At 63.0% G+C, this 23,227-nt stretch carries 25 protein-coding genes; 15 read left to right on the top strand and 10 right to left on the bottom strand.

Annotated features, from left to right (window positions below):
- Positions 1-268 precede the first annotated feature (268 nt).
- The 9 genes from mdcA to madM all read left to right on the top strand — a co-directional run bounded on the left by mdcA (position 269) and on the right by madM (position 7,389).
- Positions 269-1,939: a malonate decarboxylase subunit alpha gene (mdcA, locus tag ACVWVP_RS01030; RefSeq protein ID WP_178920054.1), complete on the top strand. Its 1,671-nt coding sequence runs from the start codon at positions 269-271 to the stop codon at positions 1,937-1,939.
- Positions 1,940-2,773: a triphosphoribosyl-dephospho-CoA synthase gene (locus ACVWVP_RS01025; protein ID WP_457404226.1), complete on the top strand. Its 834-nt coding sequence runs from the start codon at positions 1,940-1,942 to the stop codon at positions 2,771-2,773.
- Positions 2,773-3,072: a malonate decarboxylase subunit delta gene (locus ACVWVP_RS01020; RefSeq protein WP_017139433.1), complete on the top strand. Its 300-nt coding sequence runs from the start codon at positions 2,773-2,775 to the stop codon at positions 3,070-3,072. Before ACVWVP_RS01025 ends, ACVWVP_RS01020 begins: the two co-directional genes overlap by 1 nt.
- Complete coding sequence (locus tag ACVWVP_RS01015; protein WP_457404224.1) at positions 3,065-3,907, top strand: biotin-independent malonate decarboxylase subunit beta; 843 nt, start codon at positions 3,065-3,067, stop codon at positions 3,905-3,907. The genes ACVWVP_RS01020 and ACVWVP_RS01015 overlap by 8 nt, the downstream gene beginning before the upstream one ends.
- Positions 3,904-4,674 carry a biotin-independent malonate decarboxylase subunit gamma gene (mdcE, locus tag ACVWVP_RS01010; RefSeq protein ID WP_259172177.1) on the top strand — a complete coding sequence of 257 codons (771 nt, stop codon included), beginning with the start codon at positions 3,904-3,906 and terminating at the stop codon, positions 4,672-4,674. The genes ACVWVP_RS01015 and mdcE overlap by 4 nt, the downstream gene beginning before the upstream one ends.
- The gene (locus ACVWVP_RS01005; protein WP_457404222.1) at positions 4,668-5,255 is read left to right on the top strand and encodes a malonate decarboxylase holo-ACP synthase; all 588 of its coding nucleotides are present in this window, start codon (positions 4,668-4,670) and stop codon (positions 5,253-5,255) included. Before mdcE ends, ACVWVP_RS01005 begins: the two co-directional genes overlap by 7 nt.
- Positions 5,252-6,151 (top strand): malonate decarboxylase subunit epsilon, encoded by a 900-nt coding sequence (mdcH, locus tag ACVWVP_RS01000; RefSeq protein ID WP_457404220.1) that lies wholly within the window; start codon positions 5,252-5,254, stop codon positions 6,149-6,151. The genes ACVWVP_RS01005 and mdcH overlap by 4 nt, the downstream gene beginning before the upstream one ends.
- Positions 6,152-6,218: 67 nt before the next feature.
- The gene (gene madL, locus ACVWVP_RS00995; RefSeq protein WP_429474993.1) at positions 6,219-6,623 is read left to right on the top strand and encodes a malonate transporter subunit MadL; all 405 of its coding nucleotides are present in this window, start codon (positions 6,219-6,221) and stop codon (positions 6,621-6,623) included.
- Between the two features lies 1 nt (position 6,624).
- On the top strand, positions 6,625-7,389 hold the full coding sequence (madM, locus tag ACVWVP_RS00990) for a malonate transporter subunit MadM (RefSeq protein WP_176996745.1): 765 nt from the start codon (positions 6,625-6,627) through the stop codon (positions 7,387-7,389).
- A 122-nt stretch (positions 7,390-7,511) separates the two neighbouring features.
- On the opposite strand, the gene ACVWVP_RS00985 is transcribed toward madM, so the two are convergent.
- From ACVWVP_RS00985 to ACVWVP_RS00975, 3 genes are read right to left on the bottom strand one after another with little or no spacing between them, the layout of a single operon-like run.
- Entirely contained in the window at positions 7,512-8,432 is a 921-nt protein-coding gene (locus tag ACVWVP_RS00985) for a LysR family transcriptional regulator (protein ID WP_178920061.1), read from the bottom strand.
- Between the two features lie 37 nt (positions 8,433-8,469).
- A complete protein-coding gene (locus ACVWVP_RS00980) occupies positions 8,470-9,012 on the bottom strand; it encodes a chromate transporter (protein WP_178920062.1) in 543 nt (180 codons plus the stop codon).
- Positions 9,012-9,578, bottom strand: coding sequence for a chromate transporter (locus ACVWVP_RS00975; RefSeq protein WP_176996742.1), 567 nt, complete (start codon positions 9,576-9,578; stop codon positions 9,012-9,014). Before ACVWVP_RS00975 ends, ACVWVP_RS00980 begins: the two co-directional genes overlap by 1 nt.
- A 238-nt stretch (positions 9,579-9,816) precedes the next feature.
- Here ACVWVP_RS00975 and trhA point away from each other — a divergent pair, with 238 nt between their 5' ends.
- On the top strand, positions 9,817-10,434 hold the full coding sequence (gene trhA / locus ACVWVP_RS00970) for a PAQR family membrane homeostasis protein TrhA (protein WP_178920063.1): 618 nt from the start codon (positions 9,817-9,819) through the stop codon (positions 10,432-10,434).
- Between the two features lie 51 nt (positions 10,435-10,485).
- Here the strand turns inward: trhA and ACVWVP_RS00965 are convergent, their stop codons facing one another.
- Positions 10,486-11,388, bottom strand: a complete 903-nt coding sequence (locus ACVWVP_RS00965) for a LysR family transcriptional regulator (RefSeq protein WP_457404216.1) — start codon at positions 11,386-11,388, stop codon at positions 10,486-10,488.
- A 108-nt stretch (positions 11,389-11,496) separates the two neighbouring features.
- Between ACVWVP_RS00965 and ACVWVP_RS00960 the strand changes: the two genes are divergently transcribed.
- From ACVWVP_RS00960 to ACVWVP_RS00950, 3 genes are read left to right on the top strand one after another with little or no spacing between them, the layout of a single operon-like run.
- Positions 11,497-12,729, top strand: a complete 1,233-nt coding sequence (locus ACVWVP_RS00960; RefSeq protein WP_457404214.1) for a D-amino acid dehydrogenase — start codon at positions 11,497-11,499, stop codon at positions 12,727-12,729.
- A 9-nt stretch (positions 12,730-12,738) separates the two neighbouring features.
- Positions 12,739-13,089, top strand: coding sequence for a RidA family protein (locus tag ACVWVP_RS00955; RefSeq protein ID WP_178920066.1), 351 nt, complete (start codon positions 12,739-12,741; stop codon positions 13,087-13,089).
- Positions 13,090-13,113: 24 nt separating this feature from the next.
- Positions 13,114-14,016, top strand: coding sequence for a transporter substrate-binding domain-containing protein (locus tag ACVWVP_RS00950; RefSeq protein WP_457404212.1), 903 nt, complete (start codon positions 13,114-13,116; stop codon positions 14,014-14,016).
- Positions 14,017-14,156: 140 nt separating this feature from the next.
- On the opposite strand, the gene ACVWVP_RS00945 is transcribed toward ACVWVP_RS00950, so the two are convergent.
- The gene (locus ACVWVP_RS00945; protein WP_178920068.1) at positions 14,157-14,876 is read right to left on the bottom strand and encodes a 16S rRNA (uracil(1498)-N(3))-methyltransferase; all 720 of its coding nucleotides are present in this window, start codon (positions 14,874-14,876) and stop codon (positions 14,157-14,159) included.
- 162 nt (positions 14,877-15,038) lie between these two features.
- A complete protein-coding gene (locus tag ACVWVP_RS00940) occupies positions 15,039-16,445 on the bottom strand; it encodes an adenosylmethionine--8-amino-7-oxononanoate transaminase (RefSeq protein WP_178920069.1) in 1,407 nt (468 codons plus the stop codon).
- A 272-nt stretch (positions 16,446-16,717) separates the two neighbouring features.
- On the opposite strand from ACVWVP_RS00940, the gene ACVWVP_RS00935 reads away from it, so the two are divergent.
- Positions 16,718-17,269, top strand: coding sequence for a cytochrome b (locus ACVWVP_RS00935; RefSeq protein WP_457404210.1), 552 nt, complete (start codon positions 16,718-16,720; stop codon positions 17,267-17,269).
- 32 nt (positions 17,270-17,301) lie between these two features.
- Positions 17,302-17,880, top strand: a complete 579-nt coding sequence (locus ACVWVP_RS00930) for a YceI family protein (protein ID WP_178920070.1) — start codon at positions 17,302-17,304, stop codon at positions 17,878-17,880.
- Between the two features lie 267 nt (positions 17,881-18,147).
- Here the strand turns inward: ACVWVP_RS00930 and ACVWVP_RS00925 are convergent, their stop codons facing one another.
- From ACVWVP_RS00925 to metF, 4 genes are all read right to left on the bottom strand, one after another.
- Entirely contained in the window at positions 18,148-20,025 is a 1,878-nt protein-coding gene (locus tag ACVWVP_RS00925) for a DEAD/DEAH box helicase (protein ID WP_178920071.1), read from the bottom strand.
- Between the two features lie 221 nt (positions 20,026-20,246).
- On the bottom strand, positions 20,247-21,050 hold the full coding sequence (locus tag ACVWVP_RS00920) for a substrate-binding periplasmic protein (RefSeq protein ID WP_259172166.1): 804 nt from the start codon (positions 21,048-21,050) through the stop codon (positions 20,247-20,249).
- 63 nt (positions 21,051-21,113) lie between these two features.
- Positions 21,114-22,196, bottom strand: coding sequence for a hypothetical protein (locus ACVWVP_RS00915; RefSeq protein ID WP_457404208.1), 1,083 nt, complete (start codon positions 22,194-22,196; stop codon positions 21,114-21,116).
- 78 nt (positions 22,197-22,274) lie between these two features.
- The gene (gene metF / locus ACVWVP_RS00910; RefSeq protein WP_178920074.1) at positions 22,275-23,120 is read right to left on the bottom strand and encodes a methylenetetrahydrofolate reductase [NAD(P)H]; all 846 of its coding nucleotides are present in this window, start codon (positions 23,118-23,120) and stop codon (positions 22,275-22,277) included.
- Positions 23,121-23,227 lie beyond the last annotated feature (107 nt).

The raw sequence follows: 23,227 nt of genomic DNA, 5'->3' as shown, positions 1-23,227 counted from the left end.
TTTTGGGGATCGCTATTTAACAAACACCACCGAACCAATGTGGGAGCGGGCTTGCTCGCGAATGCGGACTGTCAGCAGACACTTCATTAGCTGACCCACTGCATTCGCGAGCAAGCCCGCTCCCACATTTAGAACTGCGTCCGGCTTGAGGGCGTATTTGCTGATGTTCCGTTACTCCATCCGTAACGATCCACCACCGGGCTTGATTGATGCCCCCCCGATTCACTCCTAAGGTACAGCCCACGACAGCAAACCCCGTGGAGCGACCATGACAACAACCAACACCCCCGACTCGCGCTGGACGCGGCGGCGCGACGAGAAGCAGCGGCGGCTCGGGCGGGTCAAACAGTATGCAGACGGGGCCGTGTTGCCCAGCGACAAGATCGTCGAGGCCCTGGAAGCCCTGATCCTCCCCGGCGACCGCGTGGTGCTGGAAGGCAATAACCAGAAACAAGCCGACTTCCTCTCCCGCTCCCTGGCCAAGGCCGACCCCGCCAAGCTCCACGACTTGCACATGATCATGCCCAGTGTCGGCCGCTCCGAGCACCTGGACCTGTTTGAAAAGGGCATCGCCCGCAAGCTCGACTTCTCCTTCGCGGGCACCCAGTCCCTGCGCATCAGCCAGTTGCTCGAAGACGGCCTGCTGGAAATCGGCGCGATCCACACCTACATCGAACTCTACGCACGGCTGGTGGTGGACCTGATCCCCAACGTCGTCCTGTCTGCCGGCTTCATGGCCGACCGCGCCGGCAACATCTACACCGGCGCCAGCACCGAAGACACTCCCGCGTTGATCGAGCCGGCTGCCTTCAGCGATGGCATCGTGATCGTGCAGGTCAACCAGTTGGTGGACGACGTCACCGACTTACCCCGCGTCGACATTCCGGCCAGTTGGGTGGACTTCGTGGTGGTGGCCGACAAACCCTTCTACATCGAGCCGCTGTTCACCCGCGACCCGCGCCACATCAAGCCGGTGCATGTGTTGATGGCGATGATGGCGATCCGTGGCATCTACGAAAAACACAATGTGCAGTCCCTCAACCACGGCATCGGGTTCAACACCGCGGCCATTGAGTTGATCCTGCCCACCTACGGCGAATCCCTCGGCCTCAAGGGTAAGATCTGCCGCAACTGGACCCTCAACCCGCACCCGACGCTGATCCCTGCCATCGAAAGTGGCTGGGTAGAAAGCGTGCATTGCTTCGGCACCGAACTGGGCATGGAGAACTACATCGCCGCACGGCCGGATGTGTTCTTCACCGGCCGCGATGGCTCGATGCGTTCCAACCGCATGTTCTGCCAACTGGCCGGCCAATACGCGGTGGACCTGTTTATTGGCGCCACCCTGCAAGTCGACGGCGATGGCCATTCTTCCACCGTGACCCGGGGCCGTCTCGCCGGTTTCGGCGGTGCGCCGAACATGGGCCACGACCCACGCGGTCGCCGCCATGGCACCCCGGCATGGCTGGACATGCGCCACGACGACGCGCCCGAAGCGCTGTTGGAGCGCGGCAAAAAACTGGTGGTGCAAATGGTCGAGACCTTCCAGGAAGGCGGCAAACCCACCTTCGTCGACACCCTCGACGCGGTGGAAGTCGCGCGCAAAAGCGGCATGCCCCTGGCGCCGATCATGATCTACGGCGACGACGTCACCCACCTGCTCACCGAAGAAGGCATCGCCTACCTGTACAAGGCGCGTTCCCTGGAAGAGCGCCAGGCGATGATCGCGGCTGTCGCCGGCGTCACCGCCATCGGCCTGCGCCACAACCCCAAGGACACTGCGCGCATGCGCCGCGAAGGCCTGATCGCCTTGCCCGAAGACTTGGGCATTCGCCGCACCGACGCCACTCGCGAGCTGTTGGCCGCCAAGAGCGTGGCCGACCTGGTGGACTGGTCCGGTGGCCTGTACAACCCGCCCGCCAAGTTCAGGAGCTGGTAAATGCGCGCCCTCAAACTGCATGAATTGACCCTTGCTGATCGCCTGGCGGACATGGCGGTCGACGCCTTGATTGATGAGGCGGACCTATCGCCCAAGCCGGCCCTGGTCGACCGTCGCGGCAACGGCGCCCACAGCGATTTGCACCTGGGCCTGATGCACGCCTCCGCGTTGTCGCTGTGGCCGATGTTCAAGGAAATGGCCGAAGCGGCTATCGAGTTTGGCGAAGTCGGCTTGCCCCTGCGTGAAGCTTTGGGACGGATCGGCCGCGAAGGCGAGCAAGCCATGCTCGCCACCACCGACGGCGTGAATACCCATCGCGGCGCGATCTGGGCCCTCGGTTTGCTCACCGCTGCGGCAGCCCTGGCGCCCCGTGCCGTGACGCTGACCGCCGCCCGGCTGGCCCTGCTCAACGACCGCTATGCCCCACAACCGATGAGCCACGGTGCCCAGGTCGCCCAACGCTACGGCGCACGCGGCGCCCGTGAAGAAGCGCAACTGGGCTTCCCTTCGGTGATGCAGCGCGGCCTGCCGCAACTGCGCAAAAGTCGTCTGCAAGACGCCGGCGAGCAGAACGCCCGCCTCGACGCCTTGCTTGCGATCATGACCGAGCTGGCCGACACCTGTGTGCTCTACCGCGCAGGCCCTGAAGGCATCAGCGCCATGCAACACGGCGCCCAAGCCGTGCTGGACGCGGGCGGCAGCGCGACCCTGGCCGGTCGCCGCCAACTGCATGCGCTGGACCAACACCTGCTGGCCCTGAATGCCTCCCCGGGCGGCGCCGCCGACCTGTTGGCCGCCTGCCTGTTTATCGACCGCCTCGACGGAGCGTTGTGATGGAAACCTTATCCTTTGAATTCCCCGCCGGACAGCCGCCCAAAGGCCGTGCGCTGGTGGGGTGTGTCGGCTCCGGCGACTTGGAAGTGCTGCTGGAGCCGGGCACGCCGGGCACCCTGACCATCCAGGTGCAGACCTCGGTCAACGGCGCCGAGCAGCGCTGGCAGCACCTGTTCGAACGCATCTTTCAAGAGCAAACGCCACCGGCGTTGAAGATCGATATCCACGACTTCGGCGCGACACCCGGTGTGGTGCGTTTGCGCCTGGAGCAAGGTTTCGAGGAGATCGGCCATGACTGACTTACTCGCCAAACACAGCTTCGTCGAACTCGGCGCACGTCAACGTGCCAAGGCCTTGCTGGACGCCGGCACCTACCGTGAATTGATCGACCCGTTCCAGCGCGTCATGTCCCCTTGGCTCAGCCGCCAGGGCGTGGTGCCGCAAGCCGATGACGGCGTGGTGATCGCCAAGGGCAGCCTCGCCGGCAAACCGGTAGTGATCGCGGCCATCGAAGGTAATTTCCAGGGCGGTAGCCTCGGTGAAGTCGGCGGGGCAAAAATCGCCGGTGCGCTTGAGCTGGCGGCCGAAGACAACCGCAAGGGCATTCCCACGCGTGCCGTGCTGTTGCTGGAAACCGGTGGCGTGCGCCTGCAGGAAGCCAACCTGGGGCTGGCGGCGATTGCCGACATCCACGCGGCGATTGTCGACCTGCGCCAGTACCAGCCGGTGATCGGTGTGGTGGCGGGCAGCGTCGGTTGCTTTGGCGGCATGTCCATCGCGGCCGGGCTGTGCAGTTACCTGGTGGTCACCCGCGAAGCACGGGTGGGCCTGAACGGCCCGCAGGTGATCGAGCAGGAAGCCGGCCTGGACGAATACGACTCCCGCGACCGGCCATTCATCTGGAGCCTTACCGGTGGCGAGCAACGCTTCAACAGCGGGTTGGCTGACCGTTACGTGGCCGACGATGTGGCCGAGATTCAGCAGACCGTCAACGCCTTGCTGGAGCAGGGCCTGCCCCCTCAACAGCGCAGTCGCCAGGCCGAGCACTACCTGGCGCGCCTGGCCGAACTGGACACCACGCCACAAATTGACCCAGCGACGGTGCGTGCGCTGTATCAAGGAGATCGCTCATGAGAGGTTTGCAGTGGTTCAACGCATTGAGCGTGGGGGCAACGCCCGTCGAGGGTTTGCCGGCTTCGCTGAAAGTGGCTGACGGCCTGTTGGGCGGGCAACCTGTGCGCTTTATCGCCGTGGTCACCGACCCGCACAACCGCTTTCCCCGCGCACGCAACGGCGAGGTCGGGTTGCTCGAAGGCTGGGGCCTGGCCAAGGCGGTGGATGAAGCCATCGCCCGTGGCGACAAGCGCCCGCTGATCGCTATCGTCGACGTGCCGAGCCAAGCCTACGGCCGTCGCGAAGAAGCCCTCGGTATCCATCAGGCCCTGGCCGCCGCCGCTGACAGTTATGCCCGCGCCCGGCTGGCCGGGCACCCGGTGATTGCGCTGCTGGTGGGCAAGGCGATGTCGGGCGCGTTCCTCGCCCACGGCTACCAGGCCAACCGCCTGATCGCCCTGCGCGACCCGGGCGTGATGGTACACGCCATGGGCAAGGCCTCGGCGGCGCGGGTGACTTTGCGCAGTGTCGAGGAGCTGGAAGCGTTGGCCGCCAGCGTGCCACCCATGGCCTATGACATCGACAGCTATGCCAGCCTGGGTTTGCTGTGGGAGACCTTGTCGGTTGAGCAGATCGAACAGCCCACGGCGCAGGATGTGGCGCGGGTGGGCGATTGCCTGGTGAGTGCAATCAAGGACATCGACGGCACTGATTTGAGCAACCGCCTGGGTGCTGCCCATCGCGCCGCCTCCAGCCACGTGCGCCAACTGCTGCGGGAGCAATGGTGAACGCGCACGACTTGCTCTGGGGCATGACCCCGGCGCACCTGCCCGCTGACGCCCCGGCGTGGGCGGTGCAGGCGGTGGGCACGGTGGTGGTGCGCCGCGCGACGGTTGCCGCAGGTTATGTCCCGGTGGGCGTGCGTGGCCGTTCGCGTGAGCAACGGTTTGCCGCGCTGATGCCGCTGGCTGCCGTGCAACGGCGGGTAGCGCCGGAAGCATTGCGTGATGTTGTCTCTCGACGAGACTTGCCCGCATTGCAGGCTCTGGATCAATTACGGCCGGTGCTGGCGACCTTAAATTGGGGTGTCACCGGCAGCGCCGGATTTGAGTTGGCCACGGGCATTGAAGCGCTGCATGCCCAGAGCGACCTGGATCTGATTCTGCGCACGCCGGAGCCGCTGGACCGCAGCGAGGCGCGCGACCTGTTGGCAACCTTGGACCAGGCCGTGTGCGCCGTGGACCTGCAATTGCAAACGCCCTTCGGCGCAGTGGCCTTGCGCGAATGGGCCGGCCCTTCACGGCGGGTGCTGTTGAAAACCGCCAGCGGTGCCCATCTGGTGCTCGACCCTTGGCAGGCCGTGGCATGAGCAGTCTTCTGGTGTTCCCTGGGCAAGGCGCCCAACGGCCGGGCATGCTCCAGGCGCTGCCCGCCGATGTGCTGGATGAAGCCAGCCAAGCCTTGGGTGAGGACGTCCGCACCCTGGATTCAGCGCACGCCTTGGCCAATACCCGCGCCGTCCAGCTGTGCCTGCTGATCGCCGGCGTGGCCCACGCCCGCCTGTTGCAACACACCCCGGATTACGTCGCGGGCCTTTCCATCGGCGCATACCCGGCCGCCGTGATCGCCGGTTCCCTGGCGTTTGCCGATGCGGTGAAACTGGTCAGCCTGCGCGGCGAACTGATGCAAAACGCTTATCCACACGGCTACGGGATGACGGCCATCATCGGCCCGCCGTTATCCACAGTCGAAGCGCTGCTGGCTGAAGTGAATAGCCCGGAAACCCCGGTGTACCTGGCCAATATCAACGCCGACAACCAGACCGTGATTGCCGGCAGCGACGCCGCCATGACGCGCATCGCCCAACGTATCAAAGGCAACGGCGTGGCCAAGCGCCTGGCCGTGAGTGTGCCGTCTCACTGCGCGCTGCTGGAGCAACCGGCCCAGGCGTTGGCCCAGGCGTTCGTTGCGCTCAAGCCGCCGCGCATCACCTACCTGAGCAGCACCCGTGCGCGGCCTGTGCACAACCCCGAACAACTGCGCGACGACCTCGCCTTCAACATGTGCCGCGTCGTCGACTGGCGCGGCACCGTGCAAAGCGCCTACGAGCGCGGCGTGCGCCTGCAGATCGAGCTGCCCCCCGGCGCCGTGCTCACCGGCTTGTCACGCCGGGTGTTCGAGCAAGGCACGGTGATCGCCTGCGAGGGCGCACGCCTGGACACCTTGCAGGCCCTGCTGCAAGAGGAGGAGCGCCGCCACCGATAAAGCACCACCCAAGGCTTTCGAAGCACAACAACAACAATTTCGATCGAGCACTTTGAGGACAACAACGATGATTATCTACGGTGTGGCATTGCTGGCGATCTGCACGCTGGCGGGCGTGATCATGGGCGACATGCTCGGCGTGTTGCTGGGTGTCAAATCCAACGTGGGCGGGGTGGGTATCGCAATGATCCTGCTGATCTGCGCCCGTTTGTGGATGCAAAAACGTGGCGGCATGACCAAGGATTGCGAGATGGGCGTGGGCTTCTGGGGCGCCATGTACATCCCGGTGGTGGTGGCGATGGCGGCGCAACAGAACGTGGTCACGGCCTTGCACGGCGGTCCTGTCGCGGTCCTGGCGGCGATTGGTTCCGTGGTGGTCTGTGGTTGCACCATCGCGCTCATCAGTCGTACCCACAAGGGCGAACCCTTGCCCGCCGAAGAGCCGCTGATCGCTGCTGCGGGAGGTCGCTGATATGTGGGATCTCATCGAAAAAGGGTTGGAACATAACGGCCTGATCACCGCCTTTGCCTTCGTCGGCGTGGTGATGTGGATTTCCGTGGTGCTGTCCAAGCGCCTCACGTTTGGGCGCATTCATGGTTCGGCGATTGCCATCGTCATCGGCCTGGTTCTGGCGTGGGTCGGTGGCACGGTCACGGGTGGGCAAAAAGGCTTGGCCGACATGGCACTGTTCTCCGGCATTGGCCTGATGGGCGGCGCGATGCTGCGTGACTTCGCCATCGTTGCCACGGCGTTTGAAGTGCAAGCCACCGAGGCGCGCAAGGCCGGATTGATCGGGGTGATTGCGCTGCTGTTGGGCACGGTGTTGCCGTTCATTGTTGGTGCGAGCATGGCCTGGGCATTTGGTTATCGTGATGCGATCAGCATGACGACTATCGGTGCCGGCGCGGTGACGTACATCGTTGGCCCGGTGACCGGAGCGGCCATTGGTGCGACCTCGGACGTGATGGCGCTGTCGATTGCCACGGGCTTGATCAAGGCCATTCTGGTGATGGTCGGCACGCCGGTGGCGGCGCGCTGGATGGGCCTGGACAACCCGCGTTCGGCGATGGTGTTTGGTGGCTTGGCCGGCACGGTCAGCGGTGTGACCGCGGGGCTGGCGGCGACGGATCGGCGGTTGGTGCCCTATGGCGCGCTGACGGCGACGTTCCATACCGGGCTTGGGTGTTTGCTGGGGCCTTCGGTGTTGTACTTCATTGTTCGTGGGTTGGTTGGCTAGTTTCGGAATTTATGGTGTCTGGTCGGGCCTCTTCGCGAGCAAGCCCGCTCCCACAGTTGATCGGGTTCCAGCATGAAAATGCGGTCGAATGTGGGAGCGGGCTTGCTCGCGAATGCGGTGTATCAGGTTGCCACCTGGCGATTGGCGTACATCCGGCACTCTGCCAACAACGCCAACAGGTTCGGGTCGCGCTCCTTGGCCTTCAGGAACACCACCCCTATCTGCTGCTGCAGCCGGTACCGGGGTTGCAGCGGGATCAGCTTCACCCGGTTCTCATACACCGCCGCAATCCGCCCGGGCAGCAGCGCGTAACCCACGCCCGAGCTGACCATGCTCAGCAGCGTAAAGATGTCATTGACCTGCATCGCCACCTTCGGCTCGAACCCCGCCTGCTGGAACACGCGGTTGCCATCCTGGTGGGTGGCGAAGCCCTGGGTGAGGGTGATGAAGGTGGCGTCGCGCACATCCGCCAGGTCGATCTGCTGTTCGCGGTCGAAGGGCGAGTCGGCCGGGGTGGCCAGGAAGATGTCATCGGAAAACAGCGCGATCTGCTCGCAATCGGGGTCATTGGCATGCTCATCCAGGGAGATGAGGATGGCGTCCACTTCCATGTTCTTGAGCTTGTAGAGCAGGTCGAAGTTGGAGCCCAGGATCAGGTCGATGTTGAGTTCGCTGCGGCGGATCTTCAGGCCCATGATCAATTGCGGCACGGTCTTCACCGTGAGCGAATAGAGTGACCCCAACTTGAAACGCTCCGCCGAATAGCCCGCCGCTTCGCGAGTGAGGCGTACGCTGTCGACGACGTCGGCCACCAGTTTCTGTGCGCGCTCCTCCAACACGTAGGCGCTCTCCAGCGGCGTGAGGTTGCGCCCTTCGTGCTTGAACAGCGGGCAGCGCAGGGCATTTTCCAGGGAGTGGATGGCGCGGTGCACGCTGACGTTGCTGGTTTGCAGCTCGGCGGCGGCACGGGCCAGGTTGCCGGTGCGCATGAACGCCAGGAAGATTTCCAGCTTCTTGAGGGTGAACTCTTCGTCGATCAGCATGGCGGTCACTCTTGTTCGAATGCCGTCGATTGTGCCCCTAAAACCAATTCACTCCCAGCCATGCACTGCCCAGGCCCAGCAATACACCGACGATGATCAGCCAGATCGCGTTGAGCCGCGTGTAATAGACCACGGCGGCGCTGGCCAGGGTCAGGACCAGGCTGGTCGTGTTGTTTTCCAGGCTGTTCATCAGGATGTAGGTGGAGGCGAGGATCAGGCCGATGGAGATCGGCAGCAGGCTGCGCTTGACCCGTTGCACCCAGGGCGTCTGGGTGTGTTTTTCCAGCCAGCCAGCGCCGACGTAGGCCAATACTGAGCAAGGCACCAATTTGGCCAGCAAAGCCACCAGCGCACCCGGCAGCCCCGCCGCCTGTTGGCCGATGAACACCAGGAACATGCCGTTGGGCCCCGGCAGCGCCTGGGACAGGGCGAAGAACGCGACGAATTGCGCGTCGGTGATCCAATGCATGTCCACCACGGTGTAGCGGTGGATGTCGCCAATGGCCACGGTGTTGCCGCCAATCGCCATCAGCGACCACAGCGCGCATTGGATCATCAGGTGCAGGAGGACGGTCTGCATCAGCCGGCCACCTTTTTTGTGTCGATGAAACTCAAGGCCAGGGAGCTGGGGATGCTGATCAGCAACACCAGCCACAGCGGCAGCACCAGCACGGCCATCAACACGAAGGTCAGCACGAAGGCGCTGTAGTTGGCCAAGTTGCGGGGCATGGCCTTGAGCAGGCGCAGTGTTGTACCCAACATCAGCCCGGTGGCAATCGGCATCACTGCGCCGAAGATCTGCTGCACCACTTCATGGCTCCACCACTTGGCGTAGGCGAACCCGGCCAGCACGGTGATCAGCGAGGGGAACAGGTACAGCCCGCAGACGGTCACAACCGCACCCGGCAAACCGTGCAGGCGACGGCCGAAGATGATGCCGACGTTGGCAATGTTGGGGCCGGGGAAGAATTGGCCGGTGGTGAGCAGTTCATTGAAGCCCTGCTCGCTGACCCAGCGCCTGCGGTCGACCATCATCTGCCGCGCCCAGGGCATCACGCCGCCAAAGCCGAACAGGCCGACCATGGCGAAGTTGTAAAAAAGCTGCCATAGGCTGGGGGGCGGTGCGTCGGGTTCAAGCTCGGGCATGGCGATTACCAATAGGGCGCTTTTATGTGGGAGCTGGCTTGCCTGCGATAGCGGTCTATCAGTTGATAGAGATGTTGAGTCTCAGGCCCTCATCGCAGGCAAGCCAGCTCCCACAGGATTGTGCGAATCATCCGATGGGCAGTGGTCGTTGGGCAAATGAAGAAAGGGTGTTACCTGAAAGTGAGTGTCTGGCGTCAGAATGCTCAGGGTGATAACGGTTATTCGAGGTGAGTGACACATGTATCACGGGGAACGATTCAACGCCTGGAGCCATTTGCTCGGGGCGGTCGCAGCCTTTGCCGGCGCAGTGTGGATGCTGGTGGTAGCGAGCCTGGATGGCAGCCCCTGGAAGATCGTCAGCGTGGCGATCTATGGCTTTACGCTGTTGGTGCTGTACAGCGCGTCCACCGTGTACCACAGCGTGCGCGGGCGGCGAAAAGAGATCATGCAGAAGGTCGATCACTTTTCGATCTACCTGCTGATCGCCGGCAGCTACACGCCGTTTTGCCTGGTCACCCTGCGTGGTCCATGGGGCTGGACGTTGTTCGGCATCGTCTGGGGGCTGGCGGTGATTGGCATCCTGCAGGAGATCAAGCCGCGCTCCGAAGCACGGGTGCTGTCCATCGTGATCTACGCGGTGATGGGCTGGATCGTGCTGGTGGCGGTCAAGCCACTGATCGCCGCGCTGGGCACGGCGGGGTTTACCTGGCTGGCGGCCGGAGGGGTGCTGTACACCGTGGGCATCATCTTCTTTGCCCTGGAAGATCGCCTGCGGCACTCCCACGGCATCTGGCACCTGTTTGTCATTGGCGGCAGCCTGCTGCACTTTGTGGCAATCATGCACTACGTGCTCTGATAGGCGGCCCGCTCCCACATTGGATCTTCATCGGTATTAAGCGTGGTGTTCTTATAAGCGTTTCAGCAGTTCCTGGGCTCGGTGGCCGAAGATCTTGAGCAGCTTGGCCAGCATATGCGGCGGCGGTTCGTCGGCGCGGGTCAGGGCGTACAGGGTGATTGGCAGCGGCGGGGTGAGGGTACGGATGCAGGTGGTGGCCGTGGAGGCGCCGAGTGCCGTAAAGGGGTCGATGACGGTAAGCCCGGCGCCGGACTCCACCATGGCACGCGCCAGGGAATAGGTCTGCACCGAGATCGTCACCCGAGGCGCGGGGTCGACGTTTTCCAGGTAGCTGTCGAGCTTGGCCGCCAAGGGGTCGGCGCTGGACAGGCCAATCAACGGCGCACCGGCCAGATCCGCCAAGGGCAACGGTCTGCTCAAAGCGGCTTCAGACCAATAACCTTTGGACGCCAACGCCACCAGCACACCGTTGGCCAGCACTTGCGTGGTCAACCCCGGATGCCCGGAAAAGTTGAGGGTCAGCGCCAGGTCGATCTCACGCATCAACAGCTTCTGCACCAGCTCGCGGCTATGGTCGCTGGACAGCTCGCAGGCCATGTCCGGGTAGTCGCGTTTCCATTCCAGGATGGCCGGTGGCAGCAGCGACAAGGCCAGCGCCGGGATTGCGCCAATGCGCACGCTGTGCCCGGGTTCGCGCCGCAAGCTCTTGGCCAGGCGCCGCACGCCTTGCAGGCTTTCGGTGACTTTCTCCACTTCGCTTTCCAGCGCCAGGGCTTCCGGGGTGGGCTGCAATTTGCCGCGTACCCGCAGGAACAGGGGGAAGCCCAGCTGCAATTCGGCGTGTTGCAACACCTTGGTCACCGCCGGCTGCGACACGTGCAGCAACTGCGCGGCGGCGCTGACGGAGCCGGTCTGGCGGATGGCTTGGAAGATTTCGATATGACGCAAGCGCATGGCAAGTCCATAACCTTTGTTTATAGGTGACCCATCTTTATTCATTGTCGATGGCCTGTCACCTGCCCCTACGCTTGAGGCCTCTTCATTCAATGGCTGGGGGCTGGGATGGCCAAGCAGGTTTGCATCATCGGCGGTGGGGTTGTCGGGCTGGCCAGCGCCTATGCGTTGGTTCGTGCCGGTCACGAGGTCACGCTGATCGAAGCCCGCGACACGTTGGGCAGCGAAACCAGTTTCGCCAACGGCGGGCAGTTGTCGTACCGCTATGTCGCGCCGCTGGCGGATGCTGGCGTGCCATTGCAAGCCATCGGCTGGCTATTGCGCGGGGACTCGCCGCTCAAGCTGCGCCCGCGCCTGGACTCGCAGCAATGGCGCTGGATGGCCGCGTTTCTCGGCGCCTGCCGGGGCTCGGTGAACGCGCGCAATGCCGGGCACCTGCTGCGCCTGGCGTCCCTGAGCCAGGCCACGTTGCAGCAATGGCGCGAGGACGATCACCTGGACGGTTTCCACTGGCGGCGCAACGGCAAGCTGGTGACCTTCCGCAATGCCAGCAGCTTCGAGCATGCCCGCAGCAAAGTCACCGATATCCTGCAGCAGCAGGTGTTGTCGGCTGACGACTGCGCGCGGCTGGAACCGGCCTTGGTGGGCGGTGGTTTTGTCGGCGGGATCTATACGCCAAACGAAGAAGTGGCCGATTGTCATGCCTTCTGCCAACGCATGGCCGTGCGGCTTGAAGCTTCGGGTCGCTGCCGTTTCCTGCTCGGACGCAAGGTCACTGGCCTTCGTCATGCTCACGGCGCAGTGCAGGCGGTCGAGATGGGCGATGAGGTGATGCCGGTACAAAACCTGGTGCTGGCGGCGGGGTATCGCAGCGCGGAGTTGGGTGTTTCGCTGCCGTTGTACCCGCTCAAGGGTTACAGCCTCAGCGTGCCGATTGGCGCACAGCACCGGGCGCCAAGCGTGAGCATCACCGATTACGACCGCAAGATCGTCTACGCACGTATAGGCGAGCAACTGCGGGTGGCGGCCATGGTGGACATCGTCGGCTTCGACGCCCGCCTGGAGCCCAAGCGCCTGGCGCTGATGAAACGCCAGGCGCTGGAGACATTTCCTATGGCGGGCGACTACACCCAGGCGGTGGAATGGGCCGGCATGCGCCCGGCCACGCCGACCGGCGTGCCGCTGATTGGCGCCAGTGTCTACCGCAACCTGTGGCTCAACCTGGGCCATGGCGCCCTTGGCTTTACCTTGGCCAGCGGCAGCGGCCAATTGCTGGCCGAACTGATCGACCAACGCACGCCTTCCATTGACCTGCAGGGCCTGGTGCCCCGCGCCGCTTGAGGTGTACCCATGAGTATCCACCGTATCAGCAGCAACGACCGGCTCTCTGGCGCCGTGACCTTCAAGGACCTGGTGTTTCTCTCGGGCCAGGTGCCCGGCGATGGCCAGGACGTGGCGACCCAGACTCGAGAAGTGCTGGCCAAGATCGACGGCTTGTTGGCCCAGGCCGGCAGCGACAAGGACCACTTGCTCAACGCGACGATCTACCTGAAAGACATCGGCAGCGGTTTTGCGCCGATGAACGACGTGTGGTCGGCCTGGCTGTCGCCGGGCTGCGCGCCGACGCGCACCACCCTGCAAGCCGAACTGGCGCGGCCGGCAGTGCTGGTGGAAATCAGCGTGATCGCGGTACGTAAATAACTCAAAAACCAACGGAGCATAACAATGAAAAAAATCCTGTTGACCGGCTGCACCCTGGGGCTCTTGTTTGGCGCACAGGCACAGGCCAATGAAGCGCCTCTGGAAGGCACGCTGGGCAAGATCGCCAGCGCCCGATCCATCACCTTGGGTTATCGCGATGCGTCGGTGCCGTTTTCCTACGTGGGCGACCACAGCGGCAAGCCGATGGGCTATTCAGTGGACCTGGCGAACAAGATTGTCGAACGCATCCAGCAGAAAATCGGGGGGGCCAGCCTCGCGGTGAAATACAACCTGGTGACGTCCCAGACGCGCATCCCGCTGGTGCAGAACGGCACCGTGGACCTGGAATGCGGCTCCACCGGGGTGACGGCCGAGCGGCAGAAACAGGTGGCGTTTTCCTACGGGTTTATCTACGTGAAAGGCCAGTTGCTGACGGCCAAGGACAGCGGCATCACGGGCTTTGCGGACCTGACGGGCAAGAACGTGGTGACCACGGCGGGCACGACCAATGAGCGGTTCCTCAAAAGCTACAACGCCGAGCACAAGGCCAATATGTTCGTGATCAGCGCCAAGGACCACGGCGAAGCGTTCAAGATGCTTGAGACGGGGCGTGCGGCCGCGTTCTACATGGATGACGCCTTGCTCTACGGCGAGCGCGCCAAGGCCAAGGACCCGCACAACTGGGTGGTGGTGGGTAAAGAACAGTCGCGGGAAATCTACAGCTGCATGGTGCGCAAGGACGACCCGCAGTTCCTGGCGGTGGTCAACGACGCGCTGGGCGACCTGTACCGCTCGGGGGCGATCAACGGGATTTACCAGCGCTGGTTTGAACAGCCGATTCCGCCCAAGGGGCTGAACCTGGAGTTCCCGATGACCAGCGAGTTGAAGGCGATCATTGCCACGCCGGTGAGTGACCCGGTGGAATAGCTACCTGGTAATCCAATCTAAATGTGGGAGCGGGCTTGCTCGCGAATACGGTGGATCAGCCAATACCTACGTCACTGACACACCGCATTCGCGAGCAAGCCCGCTCCCACAGTTTTGATTGGGTTTGCAAAGGGACAGGGTTAGAAATCACCCCACAGTTGTTGGGCCACAGCCAACGCCACCACCGGTGCCGTTTCGGTGCGCAGCACTCGCGGGCCCAGGCGAGCGGCGTGGTAGCCAGCCGCTTGTGCAGTTTGCACTTCGTTGTCCGTCAACCCACCCTCAGGCCCAATCAGGAAGGCCAGGCTCGCTGGCTTGGCGTGGCTGACCATCGGCTCGGCCACCGGGTGCAGCACCAGCTTCAAATCGGCCTCGGTCTGCTTCAACCAGTCCGCCAGCAACAGTGGCGGGTGGATGACCGGCACGGTTGAACGCCCACACTGCTCGCATGCGCTGATCGCCACTTGGCGCCAGTGCAGCAGGCGTTTGTCGGCGCGTTCGTCCTTGAGGCGCACTTCGCAGCGGTCACTGAAAATCGGCGTGATTTCATTCACACCCAATTCGGTGGCTTTCTGAATCGCCCAATCCATACGCTCGCCCCGGGACAGGCCCTGGCCGAGATGAATGTGCAGTGGTGACTCGGCCTGGCCATCGAAGTGTTGGGTGAGTTGCACGGTGACGCGCTTCTTGCCGACTTCCAGCAGGCTGCCCAGGAACTCCTGGCCGGAACCATCGAACAATTGCACGGCGTCGCCTTCGCCCATGCGCAGCACGCGGCTGATGTAGTGCGCCTGGGCTTCGGGCAATTCGTGCTCGCCTAGGCTCAGCGGGGTGTCGGTGAAAAAGCGGGACAGTCTCATTTCTGTTCTCTGGAAATATTTATGTAGGCGCGAGCTTGCTGTGGCGAGGGAGCTTGCTCCCGTTCGACTGCGGAGCAGTCGCCAGATTTTGGGGGCGCTTCGCACCCCAACGGGAGCAAGCTCCCTCGCCACAGAAGCCGGCTCCTACAAGGGTGTGGGTGATCAGCCGGGGTCGCGGAAGCCTGGATGGAAGTCCTTTGGTACGGCAACGCTGACCTTGCTGTTGGTGGCGATGTCGATGCCTTCGCTGGCAACCTCGGCCAAAAAGTCGATCTGCTCGGGCGTGATCACGTAAGGCGGCAGGAAATACACCACGCTGCCCAGCGGCCGCAACAGCGCACCACGCTCCAGGGCGTGCTCGAACACCTTCAGGCCACGGCGTTCCTGCCACGGGTAGGCGGTCTTGGTGGCTTTGTCCTGGACCATCTCGATGGCCAGCACCATGCCGGTCTGGCGCACTTCCGACACGTGGGGGTGGTCCACCAGGTGCGCGGTAGCAGTGGCCATGCGCTGGGCCAGGGCCTTGTTGTTTTCGATGACGTTGTCTTCTTCGAAAATATCCAGGGTCGCCAGGGCCGCCGCACACGCCAGCGGGTTGCCGGTGTAGCTGTGGGAATGCAGGAAGGCACGCAGGGTCGGGTAGTCGTCGTAGAACGCGTCGTACACGTCATCGGTGGTGACCACGGCCGCCAGCGGCAGATAACCGCCCGTAAGGGCCTTGGACAGGCACAGGAAGTCCGGGCGGATGCCGGCCTGTTCACAGGCGAACAGGCTGCCGGTGCGGCCGAAACCGACGGCGATTTCATCGTGGATCAGGTGCACACCGTAGCGGTCGCAGGCTTCGCGCAGCAGTTTGAGGTACACCGGGTGGTACATGCGCATGCCGCCCGCACCCTGGATCAACGGTTCGATGATCACGGCGGCGACGCTATCGTGGTGCTCGGCGAGGGTCTGCTCCATCACCTGGGCCATCGTGCGCGAGTGGTCTTCCCAGCTCACGCCTTCGGGGCGCAGGTAGCAATCGGGGCTCGGCACTTTGATCGTGTCGAGCAGCAACGCCTTGTAGGTTTCGGTAAACAGCGGCACGTCGCCCACCGACATCGCAGCGATGGTTTCGCCGTGGTAGCTGTTGGTCAGGGTGACGAAGCGCTTTTTGTTCGGCAGGCCACGGTTGAGCCAGTAGTGAAAGCTCATTTTCAGCGCAACTTCGATGCACGACGAGCCGTTATCGGCGTAGAAGCATCGCGTCAGGCCTTCGGGCGTCATTTGCACCAGGCGCTCGGACAGTTCGATCACCGGCTGGTGGCTGAAACCGGCGAGGATCACATGTTCCAATTGGTCCACCTGGTCCTTGATGCGCTGGTTGATGCGCGGGTTGGCGTGGCCGAACACGTTGACCCACCAAGAGCTGACGGCGTCGAGGTAGCGTTTGCCTTCGAAGTCTTCCAGCCAGACGCCTTCACCCCGCTTGATCGGGATCAGGGGCAGTTGCTGGTGGTCTTTCATTTGGGTGCAGGGATGCCACAGCACGGCGAGGTCGCGTTGCATCCACTGGTTATTCAAGCCCATCTGGGGTCTCCTCGAAGCGGCCCGCGTGGCACGCGGGCGTAACAATCGCGCAAGCCTATGCAATGGATGGCCGTGTCACAACCCATAACCTGCGAATAGGCAGTAAACACAGGACGGTCTGTCACGTTTCTTCTGGATAGTCCTTAATCCGTTGTTAATTTACGCTTCATACCCTCAAGATCGTATTTCTCGATATTTCAAAGCGAAAATTTCCGCTTTAATTCGATAGGTAAATCGCTAGTCTTGGGCGCAGCTCTTACGGGATTAAGTACATGCAGTTACGCAATTCTCCGGCCCGCTACGGTTGGGTCAGCATGGTTTTGCACTGGGGCGTAGCCTTGGTGGTGTTTGGTCTGTTCGCCCTGGGCTTGTGGATGGTCGGGCTCGATTACTACAGCGCCTGGCGCAAAGACGCGCCGGACTTGCACAAGAGTATTGGCATCACGCTGTTCGCCATCATGCTGGTGCGTATCGTCTGGCGTCTGGTCAGCCCGCCGCCACCACCGCTTGCCAGCTACAGCCGCTTGACCCGTATCGGTGCCGCATTTGGCCACGCGCTCCTTTATCTCGGGCTGTTTGCCGTGATGATTGCCGGTTACCTGATTTCCACCGCAGACGGTGTCGGTATCCCGGTGTTTGGCCTGTTTGAGATTCCTGCCGTGGTTTCCGGGCTACCGGACCAGGCAGACAACGCCGGCGTGGTGCACCTGTACCTCGCCTGGGTATTGGTGGTCTTCGCCGGCTTGCACGGCGTGGCTGCCTTGAAACACCACTTTATCGATCGTGATGCGACCCTCACGCGAATGCTGGGGCGCAAAGCCTGATGTTCAACCTCGACTCACAAGGAATAGAACGCATGTTGAAAAAGACCCTCGCTGCTCTGGCAATCGGTACTGCCCTGCTGTCCGCAGGCCAGGTGATGGCTGCTGACTACAAGATCGACAAGGAAGGCCAGCACGCCTTCATCGACTGGAAAATCAGCCACCTGGGCTACAGCTACATCCACGGTACCTTCAAGGACTGGGATGGCACCTTCAGCTGGGATGCCGCCAAGCCTGAAGCCAGCAAAATCGCTGTCGACGTGAAAACCGCCAGCCTGTGGTCCAACCACGCAGAACGTGACAAGCACGTTGCGAGCAAGGACTTCCTGGACGTCGCCAAGTTTGCCGACGCCAAGTTCGTGTCCACCGCCGTTAAATCCACCGGCGAAAAAACCGCTGACGTGACCGGCGACCTGACGTTCCACGGCGTGACCAAGCCGGTGACCTTCAAGGCGACCTTCAACGGTGAAGGCAAGGACCCATGGGGCGGCGAACGTGCTGGCTTCAACGCCACCACCACGCTTAACCTGAACGACTTCGGCATCAAAGGCCCAGGCCCGTCCTCGCAGACTGTAGACCTGGACATCTCGCTGGAAGGTGTGAAACAGAAATAATTTCTGCCCGCACAAAAAAACCGGATCTCGCGATCCGGTTTTTTTATGCCTAGCCGTTCAACACAACAATTGATCTGACATGGGATCCCCTGTGGGAGCGGGCTTGCTCGCGAATGCAGTGGGTCAGTTTGCATAGGCGTTGGATGACGCACCGCATTCGCGAGCAAGCCCGCTCCCACACAAGCCCATCCACTGTTGATCTGTGTTGAGTCAAAAAAAATGCCCCGTCTCGAAAGAGGCGGGGCATTTTTTATAGGGCTTTGAAAATCAGCGGTTACGGGTCAGCAGCGCTGGCTTCTCACCACGAGGACGGCCCGGCAGTTGATCCAACTGCTCAGGTGTCGGGAAGCGGTCTGCCTTCGACTCCTTGTGGATGATCTTCGGCGCCGGGCCGCCGCGCGGGTTCTGCACGGCTGGCTCGGACGAACGGGCTTGGTCGTCACGGGACGGGCGCCGGTTGCGCGAGTCTTCGCGACGGGCCTGGCCGTCACGTGGCGCGCCATTGCGTGGGCCGTTGCGCTTGCCGGGTGGGGTACCGGTGGTGCCGCCGCTGCTGTTGCGTGGACCGTTCTGACGGCCACCTTGTGGCTGACCGCCACGTGGCGCACCTGCACCCGCACCTTGTGCCGGGGCACCCGGGCGGCGGCCACGGCCCTGGGCCGGTTTGGCCTGGGGCACGTAGTCGACGCGGTTACCGAAGTTGTCCACGTCGTCGTCCAGGAACTCGTCCGGGGCGCGGTCGGCTGCAGCGCGAGGCGGCTGGCTCGGCTGGCGCTGTTCGCGGGCCGGGGTGCCTTCACGTGGCTTCTGCTCGCGGGCCGGGCGTTCGCCACGGCTGCTGGAGGCGGATTTTTCCTTGCCTTTGTCTTTGCCCTTGTCGCGACGACCACCGCCACCACCGCCGCCGTTCGGGCCATCGCCCTTCGGACCGCGTGGGTTGCGCGGGTTGCGCACGTCCGGACGTTCGCGCGCTTCTGGCTTCTCGGCCTCCACGGCGCTGGCATCGAAGCCCATCAGGTCGCCGTCGGCGATTTTCTGCTTGGTCATGCGCTCGATGCTTTTCAGCAGTTTTTCTTCGTCCGGTGCAACCAGGGAGATGGCTTCACCCGAACGACCGGCACGGCCGGTACGGCCGATACGGTGCACGTAGTCTTCATCGACGTTTGGCAGCTCGAAGTTGACCACGTGTGGCAATTGGTCGATGTCCAGGCCGCGTGCGGCGATATCGGTGGCGACCAGGATGCGCACGGTGCCGGCCTTGAAGTCAGCCAGGGCCTTGGTGCGTGCGTTCTGGCTCTTGTTGCCGTGGATGGCGACGGCGGTGAGGCCGTGCTTGTCCAGGTACTCGGCCAGGCGGTTGGCGCCGTGCTTGGTGCGGGTGAACACCAGCACCTGTTCCCAGGCGCCTGCGGTGATCAGGTGAGCCAGCAGCGCACGCTTGTGGCTGGCGGCCAGGCGGAACACGCGTTGCTCGATGCGCTCGACCGTGGTGTTCGGCGGCGTGACTTCGATGCGTTCCGGGTTGTGCAGCAGCTTGCCGGCCAGGGCAGTGATGTCCTGGGAGAACGTGGCCGAGAACAGCAGGTTCTGGCGTTTGGCTGGCAGGCGCGCGAGGACCTTTTTCACGTCATGGACAAAGCCCATGTCGAGCATGCGGTCGGCTTCGTCCAGCACGAGGATTTCCACGTGGGACAGGTCGACGCTGCCTTGGCCGCACAGGTCGAGCAGGCGGCCAGGGCAGGCCACCAGCACGTCAACACCACGGGACATGGCCTGAACCTGTGGGTTCATGCCGACGCCGCCGAAGATGCAGGCGCTGACGAACTTCAGGTCGCGGGCATACAGCTTGAAGCTGTCGTGCACTTGGGCGGCGAGTTCGCGGGTAGGGGTCAGGACCAGTACACGCGGTTGGCGCGGGCCGTGACGCTGGGATTTGTCCGGATGACCGTTGGGAAACAACCGCTCCAGGATCGGGAGGGCGAAGCCGCCGGTTTTACCAGTACCTGTCTGAGCCGCAACCATCAGGTCGCGACCTTGCAACACGGCGGGAATGGCCCGCTGTTGCACCGGAGTAGGCTCGGTATAGCCCGCTGCCTCGATGGCGCGGACTAAAGCCTCGGAGAGACCGAGGGAAGCAAAGGACATGAGTAATCCTGTTTTAGTTAGGGCTTGGCCCAGAGGGATAATCTTGCCGGGCGTGAATGACGCTTAGGGGAGCGTTATCCCGTCCGGTCCTGCTGCGTCTGGCGGGCACTCCACCGGCTCGCGCGGGCTGAAAGCTGCGCTGTAGCGGGGTTGGGTGCCTTTTTCAAGACCTCAGCGGCCGGGCGTAAGCCTGGCGGAAAGGCCGGAGTATAACAGAGCAATCACGGCGCGCTGCTTTCCTGCTGCTCAACGGTGTGTTCGGGGGCGGGTATCGAGGCCGTTGGGGCAGGGCCACCGCCGTATTTTTCGCTCAAGGCGGCGTAGGCGGGCTCTTGTTTGAAGCGTTTGAGCTCGGCGGCAAAGCGTTGCACCAGCAGGTCCATGCCTGCGCCACGGCGCACTGCCAGGAACTGCTGTTGGCGGCTGACCACCATGGGCGCCTGGCTGACCTTGCCTTCCAGGCCCAGGGCCTTGATCACATGCTGGCCCACGCGGCGGTCGGTGATCACCAGGTCAATGCGGCCCAGGGACAGCTTGCCGAAGTTGGCCTCGTGGCTGGGAGCCGGCTCGTGGTTGAACAGGGTGGACTCCCTGAACGCCTCGCTATAGAGATAGCCCGGTGAGGTGCCGACCGTGAGGCCGCGCAGGTCGTCGAGGGTTTCGACGGGGTGGGGGCGCTCGTTGGCGTAGTACAGCGCGAACTCGACTTCCGACAACGGCTCGCTGGGGTAGAGCAGCAGGGCGTCGCGGTCGTGGCTGTGGAAGATGTCCAGCGCGCCATCGGCGTGGCCCTGGTCAAGCATCGCCAGGCAGCGTTTCCAGGGCAGGAACTGCCACTGCACATCGACCCCCAGGCGCTGGAACACGATCACCGTGGTTTCGTAGTCCAGCCCGCGCATGGTGCCGTTGTCGTCGTAGACGTAAGGCGCCCAGGGCTCGGTGACAATGCGCAATTTCTCGCCATGAGCGGCGAAGCTCAGGCAAGTGAAAAGCGCAGCGGTCAACAGCTTGAGAAGAACGGGCATGCCCTGAGGTTACGACGCTCCTGCCCTAAAGAGAAGCTCTGGCACACGCATTTGCGGGCGGTCCTATTTGGCCGGTGTGTCCATCAGATGCTCGTGGATCGCATTGCGCCGCTCGCCCAGAATCAGACGCACCACCGGGTTGGCGAACCAGTGCTCCAGTTGGTGTGCGTCAATCGGCCGCTGCTGGCGCTCTTCCTGATTTTGTCGCGCCTTGTCCCACCAAACCGGGCCGCACGCCTGGTCGAATTCATTCTCGTGCTCGTAGCAACCGTAGAGGATTTCACGGATGAACTGCTGCTGGTGCTTGGGCAGCAGCAGCGTGATCAGCTTGTACATCAGGCGTTGCAGGCGCGGTGGGCGCGGCAGGTGTGAGGACACCTGGCGGGTGTCGGCCATCGCCAGTTCGCTGGTAGGGTTTGCCGCGTGCTTGGCGATCCACGCCTTGACCTTGGCCCGGAACAGCTGCTTGCGGCTCCAGTAGTGGTGGATCAGGTCCGGGCACTCGCGCACGTTGACGGTACGGTAGGCGGCGATGGACAAGCAGAACTCTTCCAGGGTGTAGGCGCCCTGGGCATGGGGGAACAGCTCATCCATCAACTCGATCGAGCGGTCGAGGATGTGTGCGTCCTGTTGCGTCAGGCCCATGACGCCCGAGTTGAGGGTCATCATGTCATCGTCGGCCACGCCCATGTCCAGTAAACGCTGGTGCAGGGCGGTGTAGAGGATGCTTTCGTGGTTGTCGCCGTACTTGGTGTAGAAGGCGTTGCACAGCAAAGTGCCGGGCTGCACGCGCTCGAACAGCGCCATGGGCGAGTGATGGAAGAAGGTGTCGGTGTCGATCAACAGCGCGACCGGCGACTCCTCCAGCACCTGGCGCAGCACCACGTGCTTGGTGCGGAAGTGGTAACCATGGGGCTCGCTCCAGCGTTTGCGCGTGGCCTCGTCCAGCGGGCGCACACGTACGGGCAGCAGGCGATAGGGCTCTGGGTTGTCGCTGAATACCTGGATATCAAGGGCCGCGTCCGGGGTTTCCTGCAGAAAGGCCAATGCGCTGGCGATGCTGAATACCGCTTCCTGGTGGTAGGTCTCGGAACCGAAGACCAGGTAGACCAGTTGCGGGCGGGACGTCGGAGAGGCTGTATTCATGGACTGCTGGATTCCGTGGGCATTTAAAACGACAAAGGCCCTCGTCGGAGCGAGGGCCTTGGTACAGCCAGACAACCTTTAGCGTGGCAGCTTGAGATTGTTCCAGATGGCAAGGCTGGGTTCAGCCTGGTTCAGGGTATAGAAGTGCAACCCTGGCGCGCCACCTTGTAACAAACGTTCACACATTTCGGTGATGACCTGCTCGCCGAACGCCTGGATGCTCTTGACGTCGTCGCCGTAGGCTTCCAGTTGCTTGCGCACCCAGCGTGGGATTTCAGCGCCGCAGGCGTCGGAGAAGCGCGCCAGCTTGCTGTAGTTGGTGATCGGCATGATGCCCGGCACGATCGGGATGTTGACGCCCATGGCCCGTACACGCTCGACGAAATAGAAGTAGCTGTCGGCGTTGAAGAAGTACTGGGTGATGGCGCTGTCGGCGCCGGCGTTGGCCTTGCGCACGAAATTGTGAAGATCGTCTTCGAAATTGCGCGCCTGGGGGTGCATCTCCGGGTAGGCGGCCACTTCGATGTGGAAGTGATCGCCGCTTTCTTCGCGGATGAAACTCACCAGGTCATTGGCGTAGCGCAGCTCGCCGCTGGCCATGCCCATGCCGGATGGCAGGTCGCCGCGCAGGGCGACGATGCGCTTGATGCCGGCTTGCTTGTATTGGGTCAGCAGGCCGCGCAGGTCGGCCTTGCTGTCGCCCACGCACGACAAGTGCGGAGCGGCGGGAACTTTGACCTGGCTTTCCAGCTGCAGCACGGTGTTGATCGTGCGGTCACGGGTCGAGCCGCCGGCGCCGTAGGTGCAGGAAAAGAAGTCGGGGTTGTAGCTGGCCAACTGAGTAGCAGTCGCCATCAGTTTTTCATGCCCAGCATCGGTCTTGGTCGGGAAGAACTCGAAGCTGTAGCGACGGTCTTGGGACATGGTCGTATCCTTGGAAACTCAAAGGCCTGTAAGACGTGCGCAATCCCTGTAGGCGCTGGCTTGCCGGCGATGGCATCACCTCGGTTTTAGTGAGCCACCGAGGCGCC

The sequence above is a fragment of the Pseudomonas sp. TE24901 genome, assembly GCF_054058375.1.
The sequence above is the reverse complement of the archived record's forward strand: the minus strand, read 5'-3'. Positions and strand labels throughout refer to the sequence as shown.